This is a genomic window from Pseudomonas sp. Pseusp16, assembly GCF_047324915.1.
Classification (GTDB): Bacteria; Pseudomonadota; Gammaproteobacteria; order Pseudomonadales; family Pseudomonadaceae; genus Aquipseudomonas; species Aquipseudomonas fluorescens_CD.
Window position 1 is genome coordinate 2128758 of the sequence record NZ_CP168522.1, and the last position, 21161, is coordinate 2149918.

Annotated in this window: 20 protein-coding genes; 15 read left to right on the forward strand and 5 right to left on the reverse strand. The window is 60.5% G+C overall.

Going from position 1 to position 21161, the window contains the following annotated elements; all coding sequences use genetic code 11:
- Positions 1 to 124 precede the first annotated feature (124 nt).
- Together scpB and ACEN8Q_RS09475 are read right to left on the reverse strand one after the other, a co-directional pair.
- Positions 125 to 919 (reverse strand): methylmalonyl-CoA decarboxylase, encoded by a 795-nt coding sequence (gene scpB, locus ACEN8Q_RS09470; RefSeq protein WP_413428571.1) that lies wholly within the window; start codon positions 917 to 919, stop codon positions 125 to 127.
- Positions 916 to 2145: a CaiB/BaiF CoA transferase family protein gene (locus ACEN8Q_RS09475; protein ID WP_413705047.1), complete on the reverse strand. Its 1230-nt coding sequence runs from the start codon at positions 2143 to 2145 to the stop codon at positions 916 to 918. The genes scpB and ACEN8Q_RS09475 overlap by 4 nt, the downstream gene beginning before the upstream one ends.
- Positions 2146 to 2326: 181 nt before the next feature.
- On the opposite strand from ACEN8Q_RS09475, the gene ACEN8Q_RS09480 reads away from it, so the two are divergent.
- Positions 2327 to 3271, forward strand: coding sequence for a LysR substrate-binding domain-containing protein (locus ACEN8Q_RS09480; protein ID WP_413705048.1), 945 nt, complete (start codon positions 2327 to 2329; stop codon positions 3269 to 3271).
- A gap of 157 nt (positions 3272 to 3428) precedes the next feature.
- On the opposite strand, the gene ACEN8Q_RS09485 is transcribed toward ACEN8Q_RS09480, so the two are convergent.
- Entirely contained in the window at positions 3429 to 3998 is a 570-nt protein-coding gene (locus ACEN8Q_RS09485) for a YSC84-related protein (RefSeq protein ID WP_413428548.1), read from the reverse strand.
- Between the two features lie 453 nt (positions 3999 to 4451).
- Here ACEN8Q_RS09485 and ACEN8Q_RS09490 point away from each other — a divergent pair, with 453 nt between their 5' ends.
- The 4 genes from ACEN8Q_RS09490 (at position 4452) to ACEN8Q_RS09505 (ending at position 7317) form a co-directional block, all read left to right on the forward strand.
- Positions 4452 to 4661: a hypothetical protein gene (locus ACEN8Q_RS09490; RefSeq protein ID WP_413428549.1), complete on the forward strand. Its 210-nt coding sequence runs from the start codon at positions 4452 to 4454 to the stop codon at positions 4659 to 4661.
- A 73-nt stretch (positions 4662 to 4734) separates the two neighbouring features.
- On the forward strand, positions 4735 to 5265 hold the full coding sequence (locus ACEN8Q_RS09495; RefSeq protein ID WP_413428550.1) for a DUF3885 domain-containing protein: 531 nt from the start codon (positions 4735 to 4737) through the stop codon (positions 5263 to 5265).
- A gap of 197 nt (positions 5266 to 5462) precedes the next feature.
- Positions 5463 to 6953: an aldehyde dehydrogenase family protein gene (locus ACEN8Q_RS09500; RefSeq protein WP_413705049.1), complete on the forward strand. Its 1491-nt coding sequence runs from the start codon at positions 5463 to 5465 to the stop codon at positions 6951 to 6953.
- 91 nt (positions 6954 to 7044) lie between these two features.
- A complete protein-coding gene (locus ACEN8Q_RS09505; protein WP_413428552.1) occupies positions 7045 to 7317 on the forward strand; it encodes a DUF4242 domain-containing protein in 273 nt (90 codons plus the stop codon).
- 55 nt (positions 7318 to 7372) lie between these two features.
- Here ACEN8Q_RS09505 and ACEN8Q_RS09510 read toward each other — a convergent pair whose 3' ends face one another.
- Positions 7373 to 9274 (reverse strand): sigma-54-dependent Fis family transcriptional regulator, encoded by a 1902-nt coding sequence (locus ACEN8Q_RS09510; protein ID WP_413705050.1) that lies wholly within the window; start codon positions 9272 to 9274, stop codon positions 7373 to 7375.
- A 256-nt stretch (positions 9275 to 9530) separates the two neighbouring features.
- On the opposite strand from ACEN8Q_RS09510, the gene ACEN8Q_RS09515 reads away from it, so the two are divergent.
- The 7 genes from ACEN8Q_RS09515 to pqqE all read left to right on the forward strand — a co-directional run bounded on the left by ACEN8Q_RS09515 (position 9531) and on the right by pqqE (position 16177).
- The gene (locus ACEN8Q_RS09515; RefSeq protein ID WP_413705051.1) at positions 9531 to 10463 is read left to right on the forward strand and encodes a transporter; all 933 of its coding nucleotides are present in this window, start codon (positions 9531 to 9533) and stop codon (positions 10461 to 10463) included.
- Between the two features lie 73 nt (positions 10464 to 10536).
- Positions 10537 to 12624 carry a PQQ-dependent dehydrogenase, methanol/ethanol family gene (locus ACEN8Q_RS09520; protein WP_413428557.1) on the forward strand — a complete coding sequence of 696 codons (2088 nt, stop codon included), beginning with the start codon at positions 10537 to 10539 and terminating at the stop codon, positions 12622 to 12624.
- Between the two features lie 118 nt (positions 12625 to 12742).
- The gene (gene pqqA / locus ACEN8Q_RS09525; RefSeq protein WP_008365141.1) at positions 12743 to 12814 is read left to right on the forward strand and encodes a pyrroloquinoline quinone precursor peptide PqqA; all 72 of its coding nucleotides are present in this window, start codon (positions 12743 to 12745) and stop codon (positions 12812 to 12814) included.
- Between the two features lie 127 nt (positions 12815 to 12941).
- On the forward strand, positions 12942 to 13853 hold the full coding sequence (gene pqqB / locus ACEN8Q_RS09530) for a pyrroloquinoline quinone biosynthesis protein PqqB (RefSeq protein WP_413705052.1): 912 nt from the start codon (positions 12942 to 12944) through the stop codon (positions 13851 to 13853).
- A gap of 152 nt (positions 13854 to 14005) precedes the next feature.
- A complete protein-coding gene (pqqC, locus tag ACEN8Q_RS09535) occupies positions 14006 to 14758 on the forward strand; it encodes a pyrroloquinoline-quinone synthase PqqC (protein WP_057398272.1) in 753 nt (250 codons plus the stop codon).
- Positions 14755 to 15030, forward strand: a complete 276-nt coding sequence (gene pqqD, locus ACEN8Q_RS09540) for a pyrroloquinoline quinone biosynthesis peptide chaperone PqqD (RefSeq protein ID WP_008017387.1) — start codon at positions 14755 to 14757, stop codon at positions 15028 to 15030. The genes pqqC and pqqD overlap by 4 nt, the downstream gene beginning before the upstream one ends.
- Entirely contained in the window at positions 15002 to 16177 is a 1176-nt protein-coding gene (gene pqqE, locus ACEN8Q_RS09545; RefSeq protein ID WP_413705053.1) for a pyrroloquinoline quinone biosynthesis protein PqqE, read from the forward strand. Before pqqD ends, pqqE begins: the two co-directional genes overlap by 29 nt.
- Before the next feature lie 7 nt (positions 16178 to 16184).
- On the opposite strand, the gene ACEN8Q_RS09550 is transcribed toward pqqE, so the two are convergent.
- Positions 16185 to 17135: a LysR family transcriptional regulator gene (locus ACEN8Q_RS09550; protein ID WP_413428212.1), complete on the reverse strand. Its 951-nt coding sequence runs from the start codon at positions 17133 to 17135 to the stop codon at positions 16185 to 16187.
- A gap of 421 nt (positions 17136 to 17556) precedes the next feature.
- Between ACEN8Q_RS09550 and ACEN8Q_RS09555 the strand changes: the two genes are divergently transcribed.
- The 3 genes from ACEN8Q_RS09555 to ACEN8Q_RS09565 all read left to right on the forward strand — a co-directional run bounded on the left by ACEN8Q_RS09555 (position 17557) and on the right by ACEN8Q_RS09565 (position 20955).
- Complete coding sequence (locus tag ACEN8Q_RS09555) at positions 17557 to 17886, forward strand: DUF485 domain-containing protein (protein ID WP_413428211.1); 330 nt, start codon at positions 17557 to 17559, stop codon at positions 17884 to 17886.
- Positions 17883 to 19532: a cation acetate symporter gene (locus ACEN8Q_RS09560; RefSeq protein WP_413428210.1), complete on the forward strand. Its 1650-nt coding sequence runs from the start codon at positions 17883 to 17885 to the stop codon at positions 19530 to 19532. The genes ACEN8Q_RS09555 and ACEN8Q_RS09560 overlap by 4 nt, the downstream gene beginning before the upstream one ends.
- Positions 19533 to 19704: 172 nt before the next feature.
- Complete coding sequence (locus tag ACEN8Q_RS09565; protein ID WP_413428209.1) at positions 19705 to 20955, forward strand: OprD family porin; 1251 nt, start codon at positions 19705 to 19707, stop codon at positions 20953 to 20955.
- Positions 20956 to 21161 lie beyond the last annotated feature (206 nt).

Genomic DNA, 21161 nt, shown 5'->3' on the forward strand with positions numbered 1-21161 from the left:
CTTGTTGTTATTGTTTCGGGATGTTTAGCAATCGACTCACGTCGGGTCGAGCGTGCCGAAACGAGGAAGCGTGGCTGCCTGCGAAGTCGGTCGTACAAACACAGAAGCTTTCAAATCTGTCGTGCTAATTGCCATTAAATGCTGCTGGCCGGCGCTCGGCAAAGGCTGCCAGTCCTTCGCCAAAGTCAGCACTTTCGCAGGCTTGTCGGCGCAGTTCGGCAATCTGCTCCATCGCCTGCACCGGAATCGGTTGCAGGTCTTCGAGGATACGCAACTGTTCCTTGACCGCCGCAACGGCTAGCGGCGCTTTGCTGGCGATGCCGTGTGCCAGTTCCAGTGCGGTCGCTTCCAGCACATCGGTGTCGACCAGCCGGTTGACCAGACCGAACCGTTCCGCCCGCTCCGCATCGAGCTTTTGTGCAGTGAAAAACATCTCCTTCAGCACATGAATCGGCAAATTGTTGAAGAAGCGCAGCAATCCACTGGTGGTGTACGGCAGCCCAATGTTCACTGGCGTCATGGCAAAGCTTGCGCTGCGGTCCGCGACGACCATGTCGCAGCTCATTACCAGATCCACCGCGCCGCCCCACACCGAGCCGGACACCAGGGCAATCACCACGCCGGGATAGGCGCGGATGCGGCGCAATACCTGTTCGAGCGGTTTGCCATAGGCAATCGGGTCGCGGTCGTGTTGCAGTTCGCGGATATCGTGGCCGGCACTCCACACGGGTTGGCCGACTTCGCTGCCGAGGATCACCACCGGGATGCGTTGCGACGCCAGGGCGACGAGACTTTCGTCGAGCGCTGCCAGCAGTTGCGCGCTGAGTGCATTGCGGTGTGTGGGGTTGCTGAAGACCAGCCGCGCGATGCGTTCATCGACCCGGTTGACGGTCACGGTTGTGGAAGAGGCTGGATTCATTGTGCGGCTCCTGTCGATTGCGCGCCGGTCACGTCATCGGAGTTCTGGAACACTACTTTAGCGGCGAGCAGTGCGTTGATTGATGCAGCGTCGAAACCGGCTTCGCGCAATACTTCGACGGTGTGTTCGCCAAGCAGTGGCGGTGGGCGGCTGACAACGCTGTCAGTGGCGCAGAACACCGGGGTCACTACCTGACGCAGTGCACCAAGTGTCGGGTGCGTGAGTGTCTCGGTCAGTTGGCTGTGCAGCACCTGCGGGTCGTCGAAGACCTCATCGAGTGTGTTGATCGGGCCGGCGGGCAATCCTGCGTCGACGAACATCGAGGTCCACTCGCGTTTGCTGCGGGTTTTCAAACGACTTTCCAGAATCTCTCTCAATTCGTCACGACGTTCGACCCTCGCTTCATTGGTGGCGAAGCGCGAATCGTCCGGCAGCTCGGGCAAATCGAGCAGTATGCACAAACGCCCCCACATGGCCGAGGTGATCGGCGCCAGATTGAGCGGGCCATCCTTTGTCTGGAACACGCCGTAAGGTGCAATCACCGAATGGGCGTTGCCGGTGCGACGCGGCACATCCCCCAGGCTGAGGTAGCGCTGGCCGTGCACACTCAGCAACCCGACCAGACTGGCCAGCAGCGAAGTGCTGACATGTTGGCCACGCCCGGTGCGCTCGCGCTCGAGCAGCGCGGCCAGCACCGCTGTCACCAACCACATGCCCGAAGTCAAATCGCCGATGGCGGTGCCGGTGCGTGTCGGGTCGCCATCGACGAAACCGGTCAGGCTCATCAGCCCCGAGTAGCCTTGGGCGATCTGGTCGAAGCCCGGCCAACTGCTCATCGGCCCGTCGGCGCCAAAGGCGTTGATGCTGCCCATTACCAGTCGCGGATTGCGGGCGCTGAGCACCTCATAACCGAGGCCCATGCTTTGCAGCGTGCCAGGTTTGAAGTTCTCGATGACGACGTCGGCGTCATCGATCAGCTGCTGGATGGTGGTCAACCCTTCGGGATTGCGCAAATCAATGCACATGCCGCGCTTGTTGCGGTTACACGATAAATAGTAGGTGCTCACGCCCCGGTCGAAGGGGCCCCAGGTGCGGCTCATATCGCCAGTCGGGCCGGGCTCGATCTTGATCACATCGGCACCGAGGTCTGCCAGCACCATGGTGCAGAACGGCCCGGACAGTGCGCGACTCAGGTCGACGATTTTCACGCCTTGCAAAGCTTGCATGGGATTCTCCATTGAAGGGTTGAATACGGGCCATTGCGCCAAGGCCTTTGAAGCGCTGCTCGCCTTTGACGGCCGTTGGCGCTTCGTGTTGTGAGGCGAGTCTAGGCGCCGTATCTCATATCCTTCAAATATGATATTCCTCTCAGTTCATCGGAAAATCATATGGCTTGGGAGGGTACACATGGACCTGCGCCAATTGCGGTATTTCATCAAAGTGGTCGAGTGCGGCAACATCACCCGTGCCAGTGAAGCGCTGCATATCGCGCAGCCAGCCATCAGCCAGCAGATGCGCAACCTGGAACAGGACATGGGCATGCAACTGCTCGAGCGCAGCGTGCATGGCGTTGTTCCCACGGCGGCTGGGCAAACGCTTTATCGGCACGCCATCGAACTTCTGCGTCAGGCCGACGGCACCCACGAACTGCTGCGCCAGGACGCCGAATTCCCGCGAGGCAAAGTCTCGGTCGGCATGCCGTCGAGTACGGCGCGCATGCTGGCAATTCCGCTCGCGCGCACAATTCGCAGCCGTTATCCGGGTATCAAGCTGGAATTGATCGATTCTCCGAGCGCCGAACTCGGACGTCTGATCACGGTAGGGCGAGTGGCTCTGGCGGTGAATGTCGATGCGGTCGAAACCCGGGGCATGGCTTTCCGGCGGCTGTTAACCGAAACGTTGTACTTGGTGGCGTGGCCGGAATTTCCATTATCGGATGAACCGGTGTCGATTGAGGCATTGGCGAAGATGCCGCTGGTGCTGCCTTGTGCTCCGAACTCCATTCGCAGTCGGGTCGAATTTGCACTGCAGGAAGCCGGCCTGAAATGCGAGGTTGAATTCGAAGCCAACTCCACCGACCTGTTGTTCTCAGCCGTCAAGGCGCAGCTCGGTGTCACGATCCTGCCGTGGGCCGCGGCCCATGTTGAGCTTGTGCAACACAGGCTCAAGCTGGCCAGGATCGATCATCGACTGTTCAAGCGGGATCTTTCGCTGTGCTGGCATGACACGGTTGTAGAGAGCAATGCCGTGCAGAAGGTCAAGTCGACCATTTTCGAGCTGTTCGAGGAATTCGAGCGGCAGCCGGGGTGGGCCGATGAACTGGTCAAAGAAAAGAACCTCCAAGACTACTGACGGACTATCTATATTGGGTCGTTTCCTGCCTCTCGCAATTCCCCGAACTACCCCGACCCGCCCCGAAAGATTGGCCCAAGAATTGGCCCAGCCATCCCCGGCGTTCTGCCGAACCAACACCATCCCAAAAAATCAGCTCGGTGCATAGCCGACGGTCTCAGCGACTGAGCTTGCTAATCTTTGAACCCTGCAATCCCACCCCAGCCATTAAGCCCTTTTGATCAAAGATGAACGCATAGATATCAGACTGAATCGTTGAAGTAGTCAGCGACTTGGCCATGCCTGCATCTTCGACCACGATGCTTGGACCCACGCCGACCTCAAACCCACTGCCAGTTTTCAGATCCTGCAGCGCAGAATCACTCATGAAGAACATCACGTACCCAAACCTCTGCACGCCTGCCTGAAGGCCGTATGAGGCTGCTGTAGTCGAGTAGTACCCCGTGACTTTGCCGTTCTCGATCAATTCGCCTTCACCATGGTGAGCGCCGGCGATGAACCCCGCTTTCACCACATCCGGGAAAACGAGGATACCCTTGGCTCGCTGCGCCAGGGCGCGGGATTTCGGTGTATTGGTGTACAAACTCTGTAACGCCGCTTTCGCTTCCTGGTCCATCGCAGCGTCCACAGCCTTTGTACCAGAGGCGGAAGTTGATTGATCCATTTGGCAGCCCGCAGTGATTGCGAGGATTGAAATCATTGCCATCATTCGAAGGTATTTGATCATGAGAAATACTCCGTTTCTGCACTTGCCGTTGAGGAGCCTGAGTGATCACAGTCGCTACGGATCAAAAACTGACGGAGCTGACCTTTATTGTGTCGCTACTCACAGACAATAGACTTTAATCCTGATACGTGATTGGTCAAATGCTATGCAGATGCATGTTCAAATCAGCTCAATAGCGGTGTTGCACTCAGTTCTTTCAACCGCCAGGCCTCCTTGCCTCGAAAGTCCGTCCAATCCAGGACAACCGAAATTTACCTTCCTCCGGCGTCCTGCCGACTGAACACAATCCATCTTTCGCAGTAGTGAACCATCAAAAAATCGCTGGTAGTCTCGCCGCCACGTTCGCTCGACATTAAGGGATGTAGGCGAAAATAGAAGCCCCGTGGCCGCGAACCTACGGGGCTTTGCTTTTACTGTCTGGAGCTATGCTGACCTCATACCCGAGGAACTGTTATGCCAAATTCTGACCTACTCCCTTCCCTGCTTTTCAAAATCAACGAAAACCAGCTTGCCCTTGAGGCTGCAACTCTTGATCTCTCCAACTGGGTCGAGCAACGCGAGTCAGCTGAGGTCGCCGAAAACGTGCGCTGCGCTCTGGAAGCAATTGACCGCAATGAAGAGTTCATCAAGATGACGCTCGCGCTGTTGATGGCGCCGGAGTGACTGCAATCGGTTGTGGATTCAACCGGTCGATGCGACACAACTAAATTCTGTGTGAGCAGAAGGAGTGTTGCAGATGAAGCAGAGACCTCTTTTCTATTCGTATCCAGGAGGGCTGCGCTTTGAACTTTCCGAAACCGGCTGGGTGATAGAGCAGTTCCTTTCGGCACTGCGAAAATCAACGAAGATTTGCAGCGATATCTTTGTTGGTGAAACGACACTTGTTGCTTGCCTACGCATTCACTCCGCAAGCAATCCATTTGCTCATCGTGCCGCGATTCACGCTCTTCGATCTGCTGGCATTGACATACCCACTGAACGGTCAGTCTGGAGCGAGGAAATAGATCCAGGTGAGTGGTACTGCGAAAATGAGCCGGAGCATTGGATCAACGTGGCATTTGAAGCGCCTGTGATCCCGCTTCAAGCAATTCTTTGGTGTGCATTGGCTAAAGACTTCGCCGTGATACAGCCTAAGCCCGGATGTGATTTCTATCTGTTCAATTTGAAAAAACGCATCATGGCTTTTCCATATGACGATAGGGGCATGGATGTGGTTGGCCCCAATACACGCCTGCTCTTACAGTTGTACCGCCATCATCATGCATAGACATGATCGTATCTGCATCCCTTGCGACTGCCCCTTTCTGAGACAGTTGTACGGGTTCGATACAACCCCTTCACGTCCGTAACTGCCTGGGTGTCTGCCGACAAGAGCCGAGCCCGGTTCCCACGACACTTCCCCATGGCTGGCACACCCGTTGCACCAGGGTCACGAACAAGACCCACAACAACGAGGCTTCACCCATGGACCATCTTCTGCTGCATCCCAAGACCGTCGAATTCCTTGCCAGGCAACCGCGCATGTTGATCGGCGCCGAATGGATGTTTGCTTCCAGCGGCGCGACCATGGCCGTGCGCAATCCGGCTACTGCCAACCTCTTGCTGGAAGTGCCATCCGCTGACCATGTCGATGTGGACCACGCCGTACAAGCCGCGCGCCGTGCCTTCGACGACTCCCCCTGGAGTCGCATGCGCCCGCGTGAGCGGCAAAACCTGCTGTGGCGTCTGGCCGAACTCATCGAACGCGATGCCCAGGTAATCGCCGAACTCGAATGCCTGAACAACGGCAAGAGCGTGCAGATGGCCCGCCCGGTGGACGTGCAATTGTCCATCGACTTCCTGCGCTACATGGCTGGCTGGGCGACCAAAATCTCGGGCAGTACTGTGGATCCGTCTCTGCCGCTGATGCCCGATTCTGACTTCCACGCCTTCATCCGTCGTGAGGCAGTAGGTGTGGTCGGCGCCATCGTTGCCTGGAACTTTCCCTTCATGCTGGCGTGCTGGAAACTTGGCCCGGCCTTGGCCACCGGTTGCAGCCTGGTACTCAAGCCGGCCGACGAGACACCGGTCAGTGCGCTCAAGCTGGCCGAACTGGTACTGGAGGCTGGTTATCCCGCCGGCGTGTTCAACGTGGTCACGGGAACCGGGCTCAATGCCGGTGCTGCCCTTACCCGCCACCCCGGCGTGGACAAGCTCACGTTCACCGGCTCCACCGAAGTGGGCAAGCAGATCGGCAAGACGGCCATGGACAACATGACCCGCGTTACCCTGGAACTGGGCGGCAAGTCCCCCACCATCGTCCTCGCCGATGCCGACCTGCAGCAGGCCGCCGCCGGCGCTGCCAACGCCATCTTCTTCAATCAGGGCCAGGTATGCTGCGCAGGTTCGCGCCTGTATGTGCAGCGCAAGCACTTCGACCGGGTGGTGGGTGACATCGTCGATGTCGCCAATGGCATGAAGCTCGGCAACGGCCTCGATCCGAGCGTGGACATGGGGCCGCTCATCTCCGCCAAACAGCAGGACCGGGTGCACCACTACATCGAGATGGGCCGCGAGTCGGGCGCCACCATCGCCTGCGGTGGCGAGAAATCTGGCCCCGGTTACTTCGTCAAACCCACGGTGATCGTCGACGTCGACCAGACACATCGCCTGGTCCAGGAGGAAATCTTCGGCCCGGTGCTGGTGGCAATGCCCTTCGACGATATCGACGAAGTCGTGCGGTTGGCCAACGACAACCCCTACGGCCTGGGGGCGAGCATCTGGTCTAACGACTTGGGGGCGGTACATCGCATGATCCCGCGCATCAAGTCGGGCTCGGTGTGGGTCAACTGCCACAGCGCCCTCGACCCGGTACTGCCCTTTGGCGGCCACAAGCTTTCCGGTGTCGGCCGCGAAATGGGTGCGGCGGCCATCGAGCATTACACCGAACTGAAAACCGTCATGATCAAACTTTGATTCCCCCTTTCAGGTCGGGGCCGTCTCACGCGGCCTCTGCCTGTTTTTTATTCCGGGCGGCTCGCCCTTCACTGCTTTCGAGGAAACCACCATGCCGAAATATGTCATCGAACGAGATATCCCTGGAGCCGGAAAACTTTCGGCGCAAGAGCTCCAGGCGATCTCACAAAAATCGTGTGCCGTGCTTGGCACCCTGGGGACACAGATTCAATGGCTGCACAGTTATGTGACGCAGGACAAGATCTACTGCCTGTACATCGCGCCGAACGAGCAACAGGTTCGCGAGCACGCCGCGCAGGGCGGCTTCCCGGCCAACCGCGTGTCCGAAGTGGTTGAAATCATCGACCCGACCACCGCCGAATAAAGCGTCTGCGTGAACAAGGCTGTCGCCCCGCTGGAGCGCAGCCTTGCTCACAGCATCAACCTTCCTCCATGCCTTTGAGCTTGCGGTACAGCGTCGCCCGGCCGATACCCAGGCTGCGCGCTGCCGCCGAGAGATTTCCGCCGTTGGCTTCCACCGCCGCCTTGATGGCACGCAGTTCGGTGGCATGCAAGGTCGTCCGCTCCTGAGAATGCGGTGTGTCAGGATCCACTTCGGTCTGAACGGTACAGGTTTCCAGGACCTCATCCGGCAAGTGCTGCAAGCCAATTTCCCCTTCATTTTCCGCCAGAGCGGCTGCCAGACGCAGGGTTTGGTAAAGCTGTCGGATATTGCCTGGCCAGCGGTAGGCCAACAGCGCCTGCAGCGCCTGGTTGCTCAGTTGAACCGGCTGGTGTGCGGAGGTTTCAGCGCGCAGCAAATGGCCGATCAGTGCCTGAAGGTCACTGCGTTCGCGCAGGGCTGGCAGGGACACACGCAGGCCGTTGATGCGGTAGTAAAGATCCTCTCGAAAGCCCCGGTTGTCCGTGAGTTGTTTGAGGTCGCGGTGGGTGGCACAGATCAGCGCGCAATCGACCTTGATCAACTGGCTGCTGCCAAGACGGCTCAGGCTGCGCTCTTGCAAAACACGCAGCAGCCGCCCCTGAAGCTCCAGGGGCATGTCGCCGATCTCGTCGAGAAAAAGCGTGCCCTTGTGGGCGTCTTCGATCTTCCCGCTGGCGCCTCCCTTGCGGCTACCGGTAAAGGCACCTTCAACGTGGCCGAACAGCTCAGCCTCGATGAGGCTGGCCGGGATGGACGAGCAGTTGATCGCGACGAAGGCCTCGCCAGCACGGTTACTGCCTTCGTGCAACAGTCGGGCGAAGACCTCCTTGCCGGTGCCGGTTTCGCCGTTGACCAGCACCGGGATGTCGTGGGCGAAGGCCTTGCGTGCGCGGGTCAGGGCACCCTGCAAGGCAGGATCCTCCAGACAGGGCCTGGATTGCGGCGCTGGAGGCTGTTCGGCGACGATGGCCGGCAGGAACTTAGCAGGCTCGCGCCGCGCCGGTTTCTGGCCAGGCGTCATGGTGATGCAAGCGTGCAGCTCGCCGTTATGGTGGCTGCGCAGACGCAGCGGTGCGCTGAGGTCGTGACGGCGGTAGCAGGCGGCATGGATGAAGGGCATGTCGAACAGCTCGGAGAAATCCAGGCCGATCTGGATTTCTCCGAGCTTCAACAACTGACCGGCGATGCGGTTGGCGCACCGTAGCTTGCCGGCCGGGTCGAAAGCCAGCAGCCCCTCCATGGGCGTTCCAAGGATGTCCAGGCGGTGGTGCACATGCACCAGCAGCACCTCCCCAAGCTGGGCGAACATGCGGTTTTCTATGGCACGGGCGGCAAACACCAGGGACTCCAGGGTGTAGATCGAAGGTGCCCCCTGCTTACTGCTCGCATCCAGGACACCGACGATGCTGCCGTTCAGACCGAAGATCGGCGTGGCCAGGCAGGAAAACTGGCGTGCCTCTTCCAGATAGTGTTCCTCGCCGACGAAAAAAACCGAATCGCATTCGGTCAGCACGCAACTGGGCGCGGTAGTACCGACATTCTGCTCGGAAATCTGTGCGCCAACCCGGAAGACCTGGTTCAACTCACGATTCTCTGTGTTGCGTCGGCCCAGGCTGCTGATTACCACGCCTTCCAGATCAAGGCACGCCAGCACCCAGTCCTTGGGCGACAGGGCCGCGTGCAGTTGTTCCATTTCAGGAGTGGCACAACTCAACAACAGGCGATTGCTTTCGGCGATCTGCGAACTGCTGGCGACGACCGGCGCTTCGAAAAGCAGGTTGTCGCGATGACATATTCCGTAGTTCCGCGAACGCTGCCACGAGCGTTCGACAACTTGGGAATCGACGAATCGTTTGCGCGAAGGAGGCGTCTCAGAGGGGTGGCTGATTTTGCGCATGGCAGGCATCTCGCGGGCGGGTGTCTCGAACTGGGTCGACCTGACCCCAAGCCACTGTCTCAGTTTGAGTCAGCGATACAGCGGGACAACCCCCGCGCTTGCATCGATCACTTTTAATGTTATTCATATTATTGATTTATATGAAGTTTTTCACTAAACAGAAAAACTGGCACAGGCCCTGCTCAATGACATCACCAAGCCGGACATCCCCTCCGGCCTGGCGTTAATCATAAACAAAAACAATAAAGGTGATGTCATGAAAATGAGCACAGGGCCGGCTCGCGCCAACCCGGGCCGGTTATCGCGCGAGCTTCTTCAAGCGCATCTGTTGCACGCTTCGCTGTTTAGCCTGATGGCCGGTTTTTCCTGCGGCGCCCTGGCCCTGGATGTCGATGCCGGCGATTACACCGCGCTTCCCAAGGACACCAACCTGGGACTGCTTTATTACCAACATGCCGAACGCAATGCGCTCTATGCCGATGGCCACAAGGTGCCGATCCATGCCGGGCTGGATTCGGATATCGGTATCCTGCGTGGCGTGCATTTCATGCAGTTGGGCGATTACATCGTGGATCCACAGTTTCTCCTGCCATTCGGCAACCTGCGGGCCAGGGACGACCTGAAGGACCTGGGCAGCGACAGCGGCATCGGCGACCTGATCCTTGCCGCTACCGTCTGGCTGGTGAATGAACCCGAAAAACGCCGCTACTTCGGCATCACCCCTTTTCTCTTCGTGCCCACCGGCAGCTACGACAAACACAACGCGATCAACTTGGGCGAGAACCGCTGGAAGTTCACGTTGCAGAGCGGCTACATCACTGGGCTGACCGACAAGCTGACCCTCGATCTGGTGGGCGATGTAACGCTTTTCGGCCACAACAATGACTACGGCAGCGCAGGCGTTACCCAAAAGCAGGATCCGCTCTACCAGGGCCAGGCTTTTCTACGCTACAACTTTACCGAACGCTTCGATGTACGCGCCGGAGTATCGAAACTCTGGGGCGGCGAAAGCGAAATCGCCGGGCTGGACATGGACGACAAACCCGGCACCAGCAAATACACCGTGGGCACGTCCTACTTCGTCACGCCGAGCACCCAGCTGATGGTCAATTACGGCCAGGACATGTCTGTGGACAATGGCTTCAAAGAGGAAAGGCGAATCAATCTACGCCTCCTGCAACTGTTCTAGCTTTCACGCGTTCGCGCGCACAGCACGCAAAACGATCTACCTACAACAAGCACAATAGGACTCTTGCGTAATGATCAAGACGCAGTCAGCACCTCTGAAAATCGCCAGCCTTGCCCTGGTTCTGCTGGCCCCGATGGTCGGCGCCACCCCGGTCGATCAAGCCGCCATCGTCGCCAGCGAGAACGACGGCAGCCAGTGGCTCAGCCACGGTCGTACCTATGCCGAGCAGCGCTTCAGCCCGCTCAAGCAGATCACCGAACAAAACGCCGATCAATTGGGCCTGGCCTGGCATCTGGACCTCGATAACCACCGGGGCCTGGAAGCAACGCCGCTATTCTCGGACGGCGTGCTTTATGCGTCTCTGTCCTGGAGCCGCGCCATCGCCATCGACGTCAAGACCGGCAAGCAACTATGGTCCTTCGACCCGCAGATTGATCGCGGCAAAGCCCGCGATGCCTGCTGCGATGCAGTCAACCGCGGTGTCGCACTGTGGAACGGCAAAGTCTATATCGGCACCCTCGACGGCCGTCTTATCGCCCTTGACGCCAAGACCGGTCAGCAGGTGTGGAGCCAGCAGACAACCGACAACAGCCTGCCCTACACCATTACCGGTGCGCCACGGGTGGTCAAAGGCAAGGTGATCATTGGCAACGGCGGCGCCGAATATGGCGTACGCGGCTACTTTTCTGCCTACGACGCCGAAAGCGGAAAAATGGAATGGCGCTTCTACACTGTGCCGGGCGACCCAAACAAACCCTACGAGCACCCGGAGCTGGCCGAGGCAGCCAAGACCTGGACCGGTGACCAGTACTGGAAGTTTGGCGGTGGCGGCACCGTGTGGGACAGCATGGCCTACGATCCGCAACTCGACCTGCTCTACATCGGCACCGGCAACGGCGGCCCCTGGAACCGCAATATTCGCAGCCCGCGCGGCGGCGACAACCTCTACCTGTCATCGATCCTCGCCATCCACCCCGACAGCGGCCGACTGGCCTGGCATTATCAGGTCACCCCAGGGGACAGCTGGGACTTCACCGCCACCCAACAGCTGACCCTGGCGGAGCTGGACATTGCCGGCAAGCCACGCAAGGTCATCATGCAGGCGCCAAAGAACGGTTTCTTCTATGTTCTGGACCGCGAGACCGGCAAGCTGCTCTCCGCTGAAAAATTCGGCAAGGTGACCTGGGCCGAAAAAATCGACATGACGACCGGCAAGCCGGTAGAGGTCCCAGGTGCGCGTTACACCGACAAACCTGTCGTCATGTGGCCGAGCCCCTTCGGCGCACATGGATGGCATTCGATGTCGTTCAACCCGCAGACCGGCCTGGTGTACATCCCCTACCAGGAGATCCCGGGCGTCTACCGCAACGAAGGCAAGGACTTCGTAAGGCGCAAGGCATTCAACACCGGCGCCGGGTTCTCCGACACCACTGAAATTCCGCGTGAGGCTGTATCCGGTGCGCTGCTGGCCTGGGACCCGGTGAAGCAAAAAGAAGCCTGGCGCGTGCCCTATTCGCACTACTGGAACGGCGGCACCCTGAGCACCGCGGGCAATCTGGTCTTCCAGGGAACGGCAGACGGCAACCTCATCGCTTACTCTGCGGACAAAGGCAAGAAACTGTGGTCCTTCGGCGCCCAGACCGGCATCGTCGCGGCCCCCATCAGTTATCGTTTCGAAGGTGAGCAGTACATAGCCGTGATGGCGGGTTGGGGCGGTGTCGCGCCCCTGATCGGCGGTGATGCCGCTAATGCGCCGGGGATGGGCAACGTCAGTCGCCTGCTGGTGTTCAAACTCGGCGGCAAAGACTCACTGCCGCCATTGCCCGAAAAAGCGCAGGTCGTCAGCCGCATTCCGAAGCCGGTCGACGCATCCGCCACAGACCTCGCCGCGGGCCAGCAGATGTTCGGCACCTACTGCTCTGTCTGCCACGGCGTGGGCGCAGTCAGCGGCGGGTTGATTCCCGACCTGCGCAAGTCCGACGAGTCGCGGCGCAGCCTGTTCCAGCAGATCGTCCTTGATGGCGTGTTGAAGCCTTTGGGCATGCCTTCATTCAAAGACACGCTGGAGCCCGCCGATGTCGAGAAAATCAAGCAATACGTGATGAGCCGGGAGCACGCGGACTACCTCAAGGCACAACAGTCGGCCAAAGCCACGCCATGACCGCGCTTCGCTAACGCGATGACGGCGAGCCAGCCTGACCGGGCTCGCCGTCATGTCGAGCAAGGATGCGCAACAGCTTTTTGAGATGAACCATCCAACAATAGTGAGGAACTCGATCATGTGGACCAAACCTGCCTACACCGACCTGCGTATCGGCTTTGAAGTCACCATGTACTTCGCCAGCCGCTGACCCGCAAGCGTGGTGCTGTGCGCTGCTCCACTCCACAGGCATGGCACCGCATCAATTTGGCCCCGGTGCGCCGGGGCACTTTTTTTGCGCAGTCGCGCCCTGACGCGATTGTTTGTCGGAACAAATCATGTTTATCCAGATTCTAGGTTCCGCCGCCGGCGGCGGCTTCCCCCAGTGGAACTGCAACTGCGTGAACTGCGCAGGCTTTCGCGACGGCAGCCTGCGGGCCAGCGCGCGGACGCAATCGTCCATCGCGATTTCCGATGACGGCGTGAACTGGGTGCTGTGCAACACCTCCCCGGACATCCGCGCCCAACTCCAGAGCTTCGCCCCGATGCAGCCGGGCCGGACCCTGCGCGATACCGGGATCGGCGCGATCATCCTGATGGACAGCCAGATCGACCACACCACCGGCCTGCTCATGCTGCGTGAAGGGTGCCCGCATCAGGTCTGGTGCACCGACATGGTCCACGAAGACCTGAGCAGCGGTTTTCCGCTGTTCACCATGCTGACGCACTGGAACGGCGGGCTGAACTGGAACCGCATCGAGCTCGATCAAAGCTTCACCATTCCCGCCTGCCCGAACCTGCGTTTCACCCCGCTGCCTCTGCGCAGCGCCGCGCCGCCGTACTCGCCGCACCGCTTCGACCCCCATCCGGGCGACAACATCGGCCTGATCGTCGAAGACCGGGGCACCGGCGGCAAGCTGTTCTATGCGCCGGGGCTGGGCAAGGTCGATGCGCCGCTGCTGGAGATCATGGCCGGCAGCGATTGCCTGTTGGTCGACGGCACCTTGTGGGATGACGATGAAATGCAGCGGCGTGGCGTCGGCACCCGCACCGGCCGGGAGATGGGCCATCTGGCGCAAAACGGCCCCGGCGGCATGCTCGAAGTGCTTGAACAACTGCCCGAACAGCGCAAGGTGCTTATCCACATCAACAACACCAACCCGATTCTCGACGAAGACTCGCCGCAGCGGGCGGAGCTGGAGCGGCGCAACGTTGAAGTGGCGTATGACGGCATGAGTATTGTGCTGTAGCGGATGGCCCCTTCGCGAGCAAGTCGGATCGCCGCACCGCCGCTCCCACATTGGGTCTATGGCGTACACAAAACCCTGTGGGAGCGGGCTTGCTCGCGAAGGCGTCCGCCCAGACACCAAAGAACCCACCGGATGTTCCCCGGAGAACCGCAATGACCGACACCCCGCTGTCCCCCGCCGAATTCGAAGCGGCCCTGCGCGCCAAGGGCGCCTATTACCACATCCATCACCCCTACCACGTGGCGATGTATGAAGGCCGGGCGAGCCGTGAGCAGATCCAGGGCTGGGTCGCCAACCGCTTCTACTATCAGGTGAACATTCCCCTGAAGGACGCGGCCATTCTGGCCAATTGCCCGGACCGCGAGATTCGCCGCGAGTGGATTCAGCGCCTGCTCGACCACGACGGTGCGCCCGGTGAGGACGGCGGCATCGAAGCCTGGCTGCGCCTGGGCCAGGCCGTGGGCCTCGACCCGGACCAGTTACGCTCCCAGGAGCTGGTGCTGCCCGGCGTGCGCTTCGCCGTGGACGCCTACGTCAACTTCGCGCGCCGCGCCCGTTGGCAGGAAGCCGCCAGCAGCTCGCTGACCGAACTGTTCGCCCCGCAAATCCACCAATCGCGCCTGGACAGCTGGCCCCAGCATTACCCGTGGATCGATCCGGCCGGCTACGAATATTTCCGTACGCGCCTGGGCCAGGCACGGCGGGATGTCGAGCACGGTCTGGCGATCACCCTGCAGCACTACACGACCCGGGAAGGCCAGGAGCGCATGCTGGAAATTCTCCAGTTCAAACTGGACATTCTTTGGAGCATGCTCGATGCCATGAGCATGGCCTACGAACTGAAACGCCCGCCGTATCACAGCGTGACCGGGGAACGGGTCTGGCACAAAGGAATCACCTTATGAGTTTCGATCGCAGCAAGACCCCGACCTGGCGCCCCGGCTACCGCTTCCAGTACGAGCCGGCGCAAAAAGGCCATGTGCTGCTGTACCCGGAAGGCATGATCAAGCTCAACGAAAGTGCCGCGTTGATCGGTGGTTTGATTGACGGGCAACGGGATGTCGCGGCGATCATCAATGAGCTCGACCAACAGTTCCCCGGCGTGCCCGAACTCGGTGACGACATCGAGCAATTCATGGAGGTGGCCCGTGCGCAGCACTGGATCGAACTTGCCTGAGGCATCGGTGCAGGTGCCGCCCACACCTGAAGTCGGCCTGCCGCTGTGGCTGCTGGCCGAGCTGACCTATCGCTGTCCGCTGCAATGCCCCTACTGCTCCAATCCGCTGGATTTCGCCGAACAAGGCCAGGAGCTGAGCACCGAGCAATGGATCAAGGTGTTCCGCGAAGCGCGGGAAATGGGTGCGGCGCAACTGGGCTTTTCCGGTGGCGAACCGCTGGTGCGCCAGGACCTCGCCGAACTGATTGCCGAAGCCCGCCAGCTGGGTTTCTACACCAACCTGATCACCTCCGGCATCGGCCTGACCGAGCAGAAAATCAGCGACTTCAAGAAGGCCGGCCTCGATCACATCCAGATCAGTTTCCAGGCCAGCGACGAGCAGGTGAACAACCTGCTGGCCGGGTCGAAAAAAGCCTTTGCGCAGAAACTGGCAATGGCCCGGGCGGTGAAGGCCCACGGTTATCCGATGGTGCTGAATTTCGTCACCCATCGGCACAACATCGACCAGATCGACCGTATCATCGAGCTGTGCATCGCCCTTGAGGCGGACTTTGTCGAGCTCGCCACTTGCCAGTTCTACGGCTGGGCACAGCTCAATCGCGTCGGGCTGTTGCCGACCAAAGAACAACTGGTGCGCGCCGAACGCATCACCAATGAATACCGCGCCAGACTGGAAGCCGAAGGGCATCCGTGCAAGCTGATTTTCGTCACCCCGGACTATTACGAAGAGCGCCCGAAAGCCTGCATGAATGGCTGGGGCAGTATTTTTCTGACGGTCACCCCCGACGGCACCGCCCTGCCCTGTCACGGTGCCCGACAGCTGCCAGTACAGTTTCCCAACGTGCGCGACCACAGCATGCAACACATCTGGTACGACTCGTTCGGCTTCAACCGCTTTCGCGGTTACGACTGGATGCCCGAACCGTGCCGCTCCTGTGACGAGAAAGAACAAGACTTCGGCGGCTGCCGCTGCCAGGCGTTCATGCTCACGGGTGACGCCAGCAATGCCGACCCGGTGTGCAGCAAGTCGCCACAACACGGCGTGATCCTCAAGGCTCGCGAAGAAGCCGAACACGCAACCCAGACCATCGACCAACTGGCCTTTCGCAATGAACGAAACTCACGCCTCATCGCCAGGCTCCGATGAACCGCCCTCAGGGTGACGGTAGATAGCTCATCAAGCGTGACTCGCCCATCAGTAACGGACGATTCAGTTCCGCGCAGGCGCGCAGGTACTCGGCCACCAGGGTGATCCGTTTCAGCTTGCGCAGATCTTCGCTGTAGTACATCCAGAATTGTCGCGTGATCTCCACTTCACCGGGCAGCACTTCGCACAGGCGGGGATCGGGGCCGGCGAGGAAGCAGGGCAGGACGGCCAGCGCCCGTCCTTCCAAGGCTGCGTGGTAATGGGCCACCACGCTGGTGCTGCGCAGGCGGCTGATGGCTCCGGGCATCAGGTCGTTCAGGTAGAGCAGTTTGAAGCTGAAGGCCAGGTCCTCGACGTAGGTAACAAACGGGTGGCCGTCCAGGTCCTCGCGGCAACCGATCGGCGGATGATTCGCCAGGTACTCCGGCGTCGCATAAAGGCGCAGGCGGTAGTCGCACAATCGCGAGCACACGTATGGACCGCGCTCGGGCCGCTCCAGGGTGATGGCGATATCCGCCTCGCGCCGTGACAGGTTGATGAAATGCGGGACCGGCAAAATATCCGCCGAGATATTCGGGTAGTGCTCAAGGAAGTGGCTCATCTGCGCAGTGATGAAACAGGTTCCGAAGGCTTCGGTACAGCCGATTCGCAGATGCCCGGCGAGCCCCCCGGTGGTGCCGAAAACCTGCTCGCAGGCTACCAGCAGCGTACTTTCCAGGGATTCGGCGTGGCCGACCAGTCGCTGCCCCTCCACGGTCAGGACAAAACCGGACGTTCGCGACTTCTCGAACAGCAGGGCGCCCAGGCACTGCTCCAGTGCGCGGATACGCCGCGACACGGTGGTGTAGTCCACTCCCAGGCGACGGGCCGCACCGCTGGCGGTGCGAGCACGGGCAACTTCGAGGAAGAAACGCAAGTCGTCCCAGTTCAGTGGGTTCTGCGTTGTGCATTTTTGCATATCCATCGGGCTTTTCCGCCAATACATATGGGAAATATGCACTTATATACTCGCATCTCACCCAACTTGGCCAGCATCGTTTTCAGGCCAGGAAAGCCCCCCACCCCAATAATAAATATCGAGGGCTGACAGCATGAGCGCATGGATAAACACCGGCTTGCACGCCGGACTCAAGCAGCTGCGCAACAGCGCAATCGCGGCCACGGTTCTCGTCTGCCGTTGGCCCGATCCGCTGCTCGCAGCGCAGCGAATCGCCCCCGCCCTCCTGCACCGCCCTCTCTCCACCGCAAGGTCATCCGGGCGGCAATAACTCCAGCACATCAGCATTCAGGTGGCGTCCCGCATCGGGTCGCTGCCCGGGTACCCGTACGCCCCTCAAAAGGCCGAACAACAAAAACAACTAGAAATGCGGAGCCTCACCATGACGACCGACCATCCGAACCACGTCCAGACCTGTGCACGGGTCAGGGCCAACCCCAAGTTCCACCGGCTCGCGCGCCAGCGTGCACTGCTGGCCTGGACGCTGAGCGCCGCGGTCCTGGCTATCTATTACAGCTTCATCATGGTGGTGGCTTTCGCCCCTGCCTGGCTGCACCTGCCGCTGTACGACGGCAGCCACCTCAGCCTCGGCATGCCCATCGGCGTGACGATCATCCTGTTGTCCTGGCTACTCACCGCCTGGTACGTGCACAGCGCCAACACCCGCTTCGACGTACTCAGCTCGCAGATCCTGCAGGAGTCCCGCGCATGAAACGCCTGTCCGCCCTTCTCGCCCTCAGCCCTGTGCTGGCCCATGCCGAGCCCATCATTGCGCAGAAGCAACCGCTCAACCTGCACGCCATCGGCATGTTTTTCGTCTTCGTCCTCGCCACCCTGCTGATCACCTGGTGGGCGGCGCGACGCACCCGCTCCGCTGCCGATTTCTACAGCGCCGGTGGCGGTATCACCGGCTTCCAGAATGGCCTGGCAATCGCCGGCGACTACATGTCGGCGGCAACTCTGCTGGGCCTGTCGAGCCTGGTCTTCGCCAAGGGCTACGACGGCTTCGTCTACATCATCGGCTTCTTCGTCGGCTGGCCCATCGTCACCTTCCTGATGGCCGAGCGCTTGCGCAACCTGGGGCGCTACACCTTCGCCGACATCGTCTCCTACCGCCTCGATCAAACCCGCGTGCGCAGCTTCGCCGCCCTCGGATCGCTGACCGTGGTGTGCTGCTATCTGGTGGTGCAGATGGTCGGTGCCGGTCAACTGATCAAACTGCTGTTCGGTCTCGACTACCGCACCGCGGTGGTGGTAGTCGGACTGCTGATGCTGGTCTATGTGATCTTCGGCGGCATGCTCGCCACCACATGGGTACAGATCACCAAGGCGGTCCTGCTCCTGGCGGGCGGCACTACCCTGGTGCTGATGGCCCTGAGTCGCTTCGACTTCAGCTTCGAGACGCTGGCCGCCCAGGCTGTGGCCGTGCATGCCAGCGGCGTGCAGATCATGGGCCCGGGCACCTTGCTGGCCGACCCGATCAACGCGGTGTCCTTATCTCTTGGACTGGTCTTCGGCATTGCCGGCCTGCCGCACATCCTGATGCGCTTCTTCACTGTGCCCAATGCCAAGGAGGCGCGTAAATCCGTGCTGTTCGCCACAGTGTTCATCGGTTTCTTCTTCCTGGTGGTCTGCGTCCTGGGCTATACCGCCATCGTCATCGTCGGCACGGATCCTCAGTACTACGTCGATGGCAAGCTCGGTGGGACCATGATTGGCGGCAGCAATATGGTGGCCATGCACCTGGCGAAGGCGGTGGGCGGTAACCTGTTTCTCGGTTTCCTCTCTGCCGTGGCTTTCGCCACCATTCTCGCAGTGGTGGCTGGCCTGGCCCTGGCCGGTGCCTCGGCCATCTCCCATGACCTTTACGCTTCGGTATTGAAGAAGGGCTGCGCCGACGAGAAACAGGAAATGCGCGTGTCGCGCATCGCCACCGTCTGCCTGGGCATCGTTGCGATTGCCCTCGGTATTCTGTTCGAGGGGCAGAACATCGCCTTCCTGGTCGGCCTGACGTTCGGCATTGCCGCCTCGGCGAATTTCCCGGTACTGATCATGGCCATGTACTGGGGTGGCCTGACCACCCGCGGCGCTCTCTATGGCGGCCTGACCGGCCTGGTCAGCGCACTGGCCCTGGTGATCGGCTCGCCGTCTGTGTGGGTCGGTGTACTGGGGCATGCCCAGGCGCTCTTCCCTTACGACCAGCCGGCGCTGTTCTCCATGCCACTGGCCTTCCTGGTCATAGTGGTCGCTTCCAGGCTTGACCGCAGCGAACGCGCCGACCGCGAACGCGCCGCCTATGCCGACCAGTTCGTCCGTGCCCAGACCGGCCTTGGAGCTGCCATGGCCAGCAGTCACTGACCCTGCTTTTCCGGGGCTGTCGCCCCGAGCGCGAGTCCGCTCCTTTGCTTCGCGCTCTTTTACGCCCGCCCTGCGCCACTCGGCGCAGGACACCCCAAAAGCGCCCTTCCCTCGCCAACTCCAAATGGCGCGGGAGCGGCTCGTCGACAACAAAAATAACAAAAGGCATCCAATGAAACCCACCACCCTCACCCTGTTCCTGGCCGGCAGCGGCCTCGCCGCACAGGCTCACGCCGACTTCCTGGCAGACAGCACGGCCAGACTGGAAACGCGCAACTTCTACTTCAACCGCGACTTCCGCCAGGCCAATGCCGCCCAGTCCAAGCAAGAAGAATGGGCCCAGGGCTTCCTGCTGCGCTACGAATCCGGCTATACCGACGGCATGATCGGCGTCGGCATCGATGCCCTCGGCCAGCTCGGCATCAAGCTCGACTCCAGTCCCGATCGAGCCGGCTCCGGCCTGCTCAAACGCGATAACGAGCCGCCCAAGCGCGCCAAGGACGAGTATGGCGAACTGGGCCTGACGGCCAAGTTCAAAGCGTCCAACAGCGTGCTCAAGCTCGGCACCCTTGCCCCGAAGTTGCCGGTACTGCTGGCCAATGACTCGCGCCTGTTGCCGCAAACATTTCGCGGTGGCCAGTTGAACGTTCAAGAGATCAAAGGCCTGAGTTTCGATGCGGGGCGCGTGGATCGGGTCAACCAGCGCGACTCCTCGGACTACGAGAAAATGGCAATCACCACCACCGGCGCCAAGGGCATTGTCAGTGGCCAGGCCCGCAGCGACGCCTTCAACTTCGCCGGCCTTGCCTACCAGTGGAACGATCGGCTGAACACGGGCTACAACTACGGCGGCCTGGACAACTTCTACCACCAACACCAGTTCAGTCTGGTCCACGTGCTGCCGCTGGGCGCAGGCCAGACGCTCAAGAGCGACCTGCGCTACGCCCGCTCCACCGACGACGGCAGCAGCAACATCGACAACAACGCCTTCGGCGCCATGTTCACCTATGCCCTCGGCGGCCACGCCTTCGGTCTCGGCTACCAACGCATGAGCGGCGACACCGGCTTTGCCTACGTCAATGGCAGCGATGCTTACCTGGTCAACTTCGTGCAGATCAACGACTTCGCCAACAAGGACGAGCGTTCCTGGCAGGCGCGCTACGACTACAACTTCGCGGCGCTGGGCATTCCCGGCCTGACCTTCATGACCCGCTACCTGGCCGGCGACAGCATCGATCTGGGCGTCGGCAAGCCAGGCGGTCGCGAATGGGAGCGCGACACCGACATAGGCTACGTCGTGCAGAGCGGCCCGCTGAAAAACCTCGGTTTCAAGTGGCGCAACGCTACGGTGCGCACCGCCCACTTCGGTAACGATCTCAACGAGAACCGCCTGATCCTCAGCTATACCCTGGCGCTCTGGTAAGCCCCGCACAAGGCGGGTGCCGCTCACATCGCCTGACGGTGCGAGCAGCGCCCGCCTTGTGCATTTGCGGCGCATCAGGGATGCCGCAAGCCTGTGTTTTTTTGCATAACGCACGGGATTTTTTGAGCGTTCTTATTTGATTTATGCATGCCTATACTCGATTCAACCGCCTGGTCATGAACCAGGTCAGTCCCAATAAAAATAAA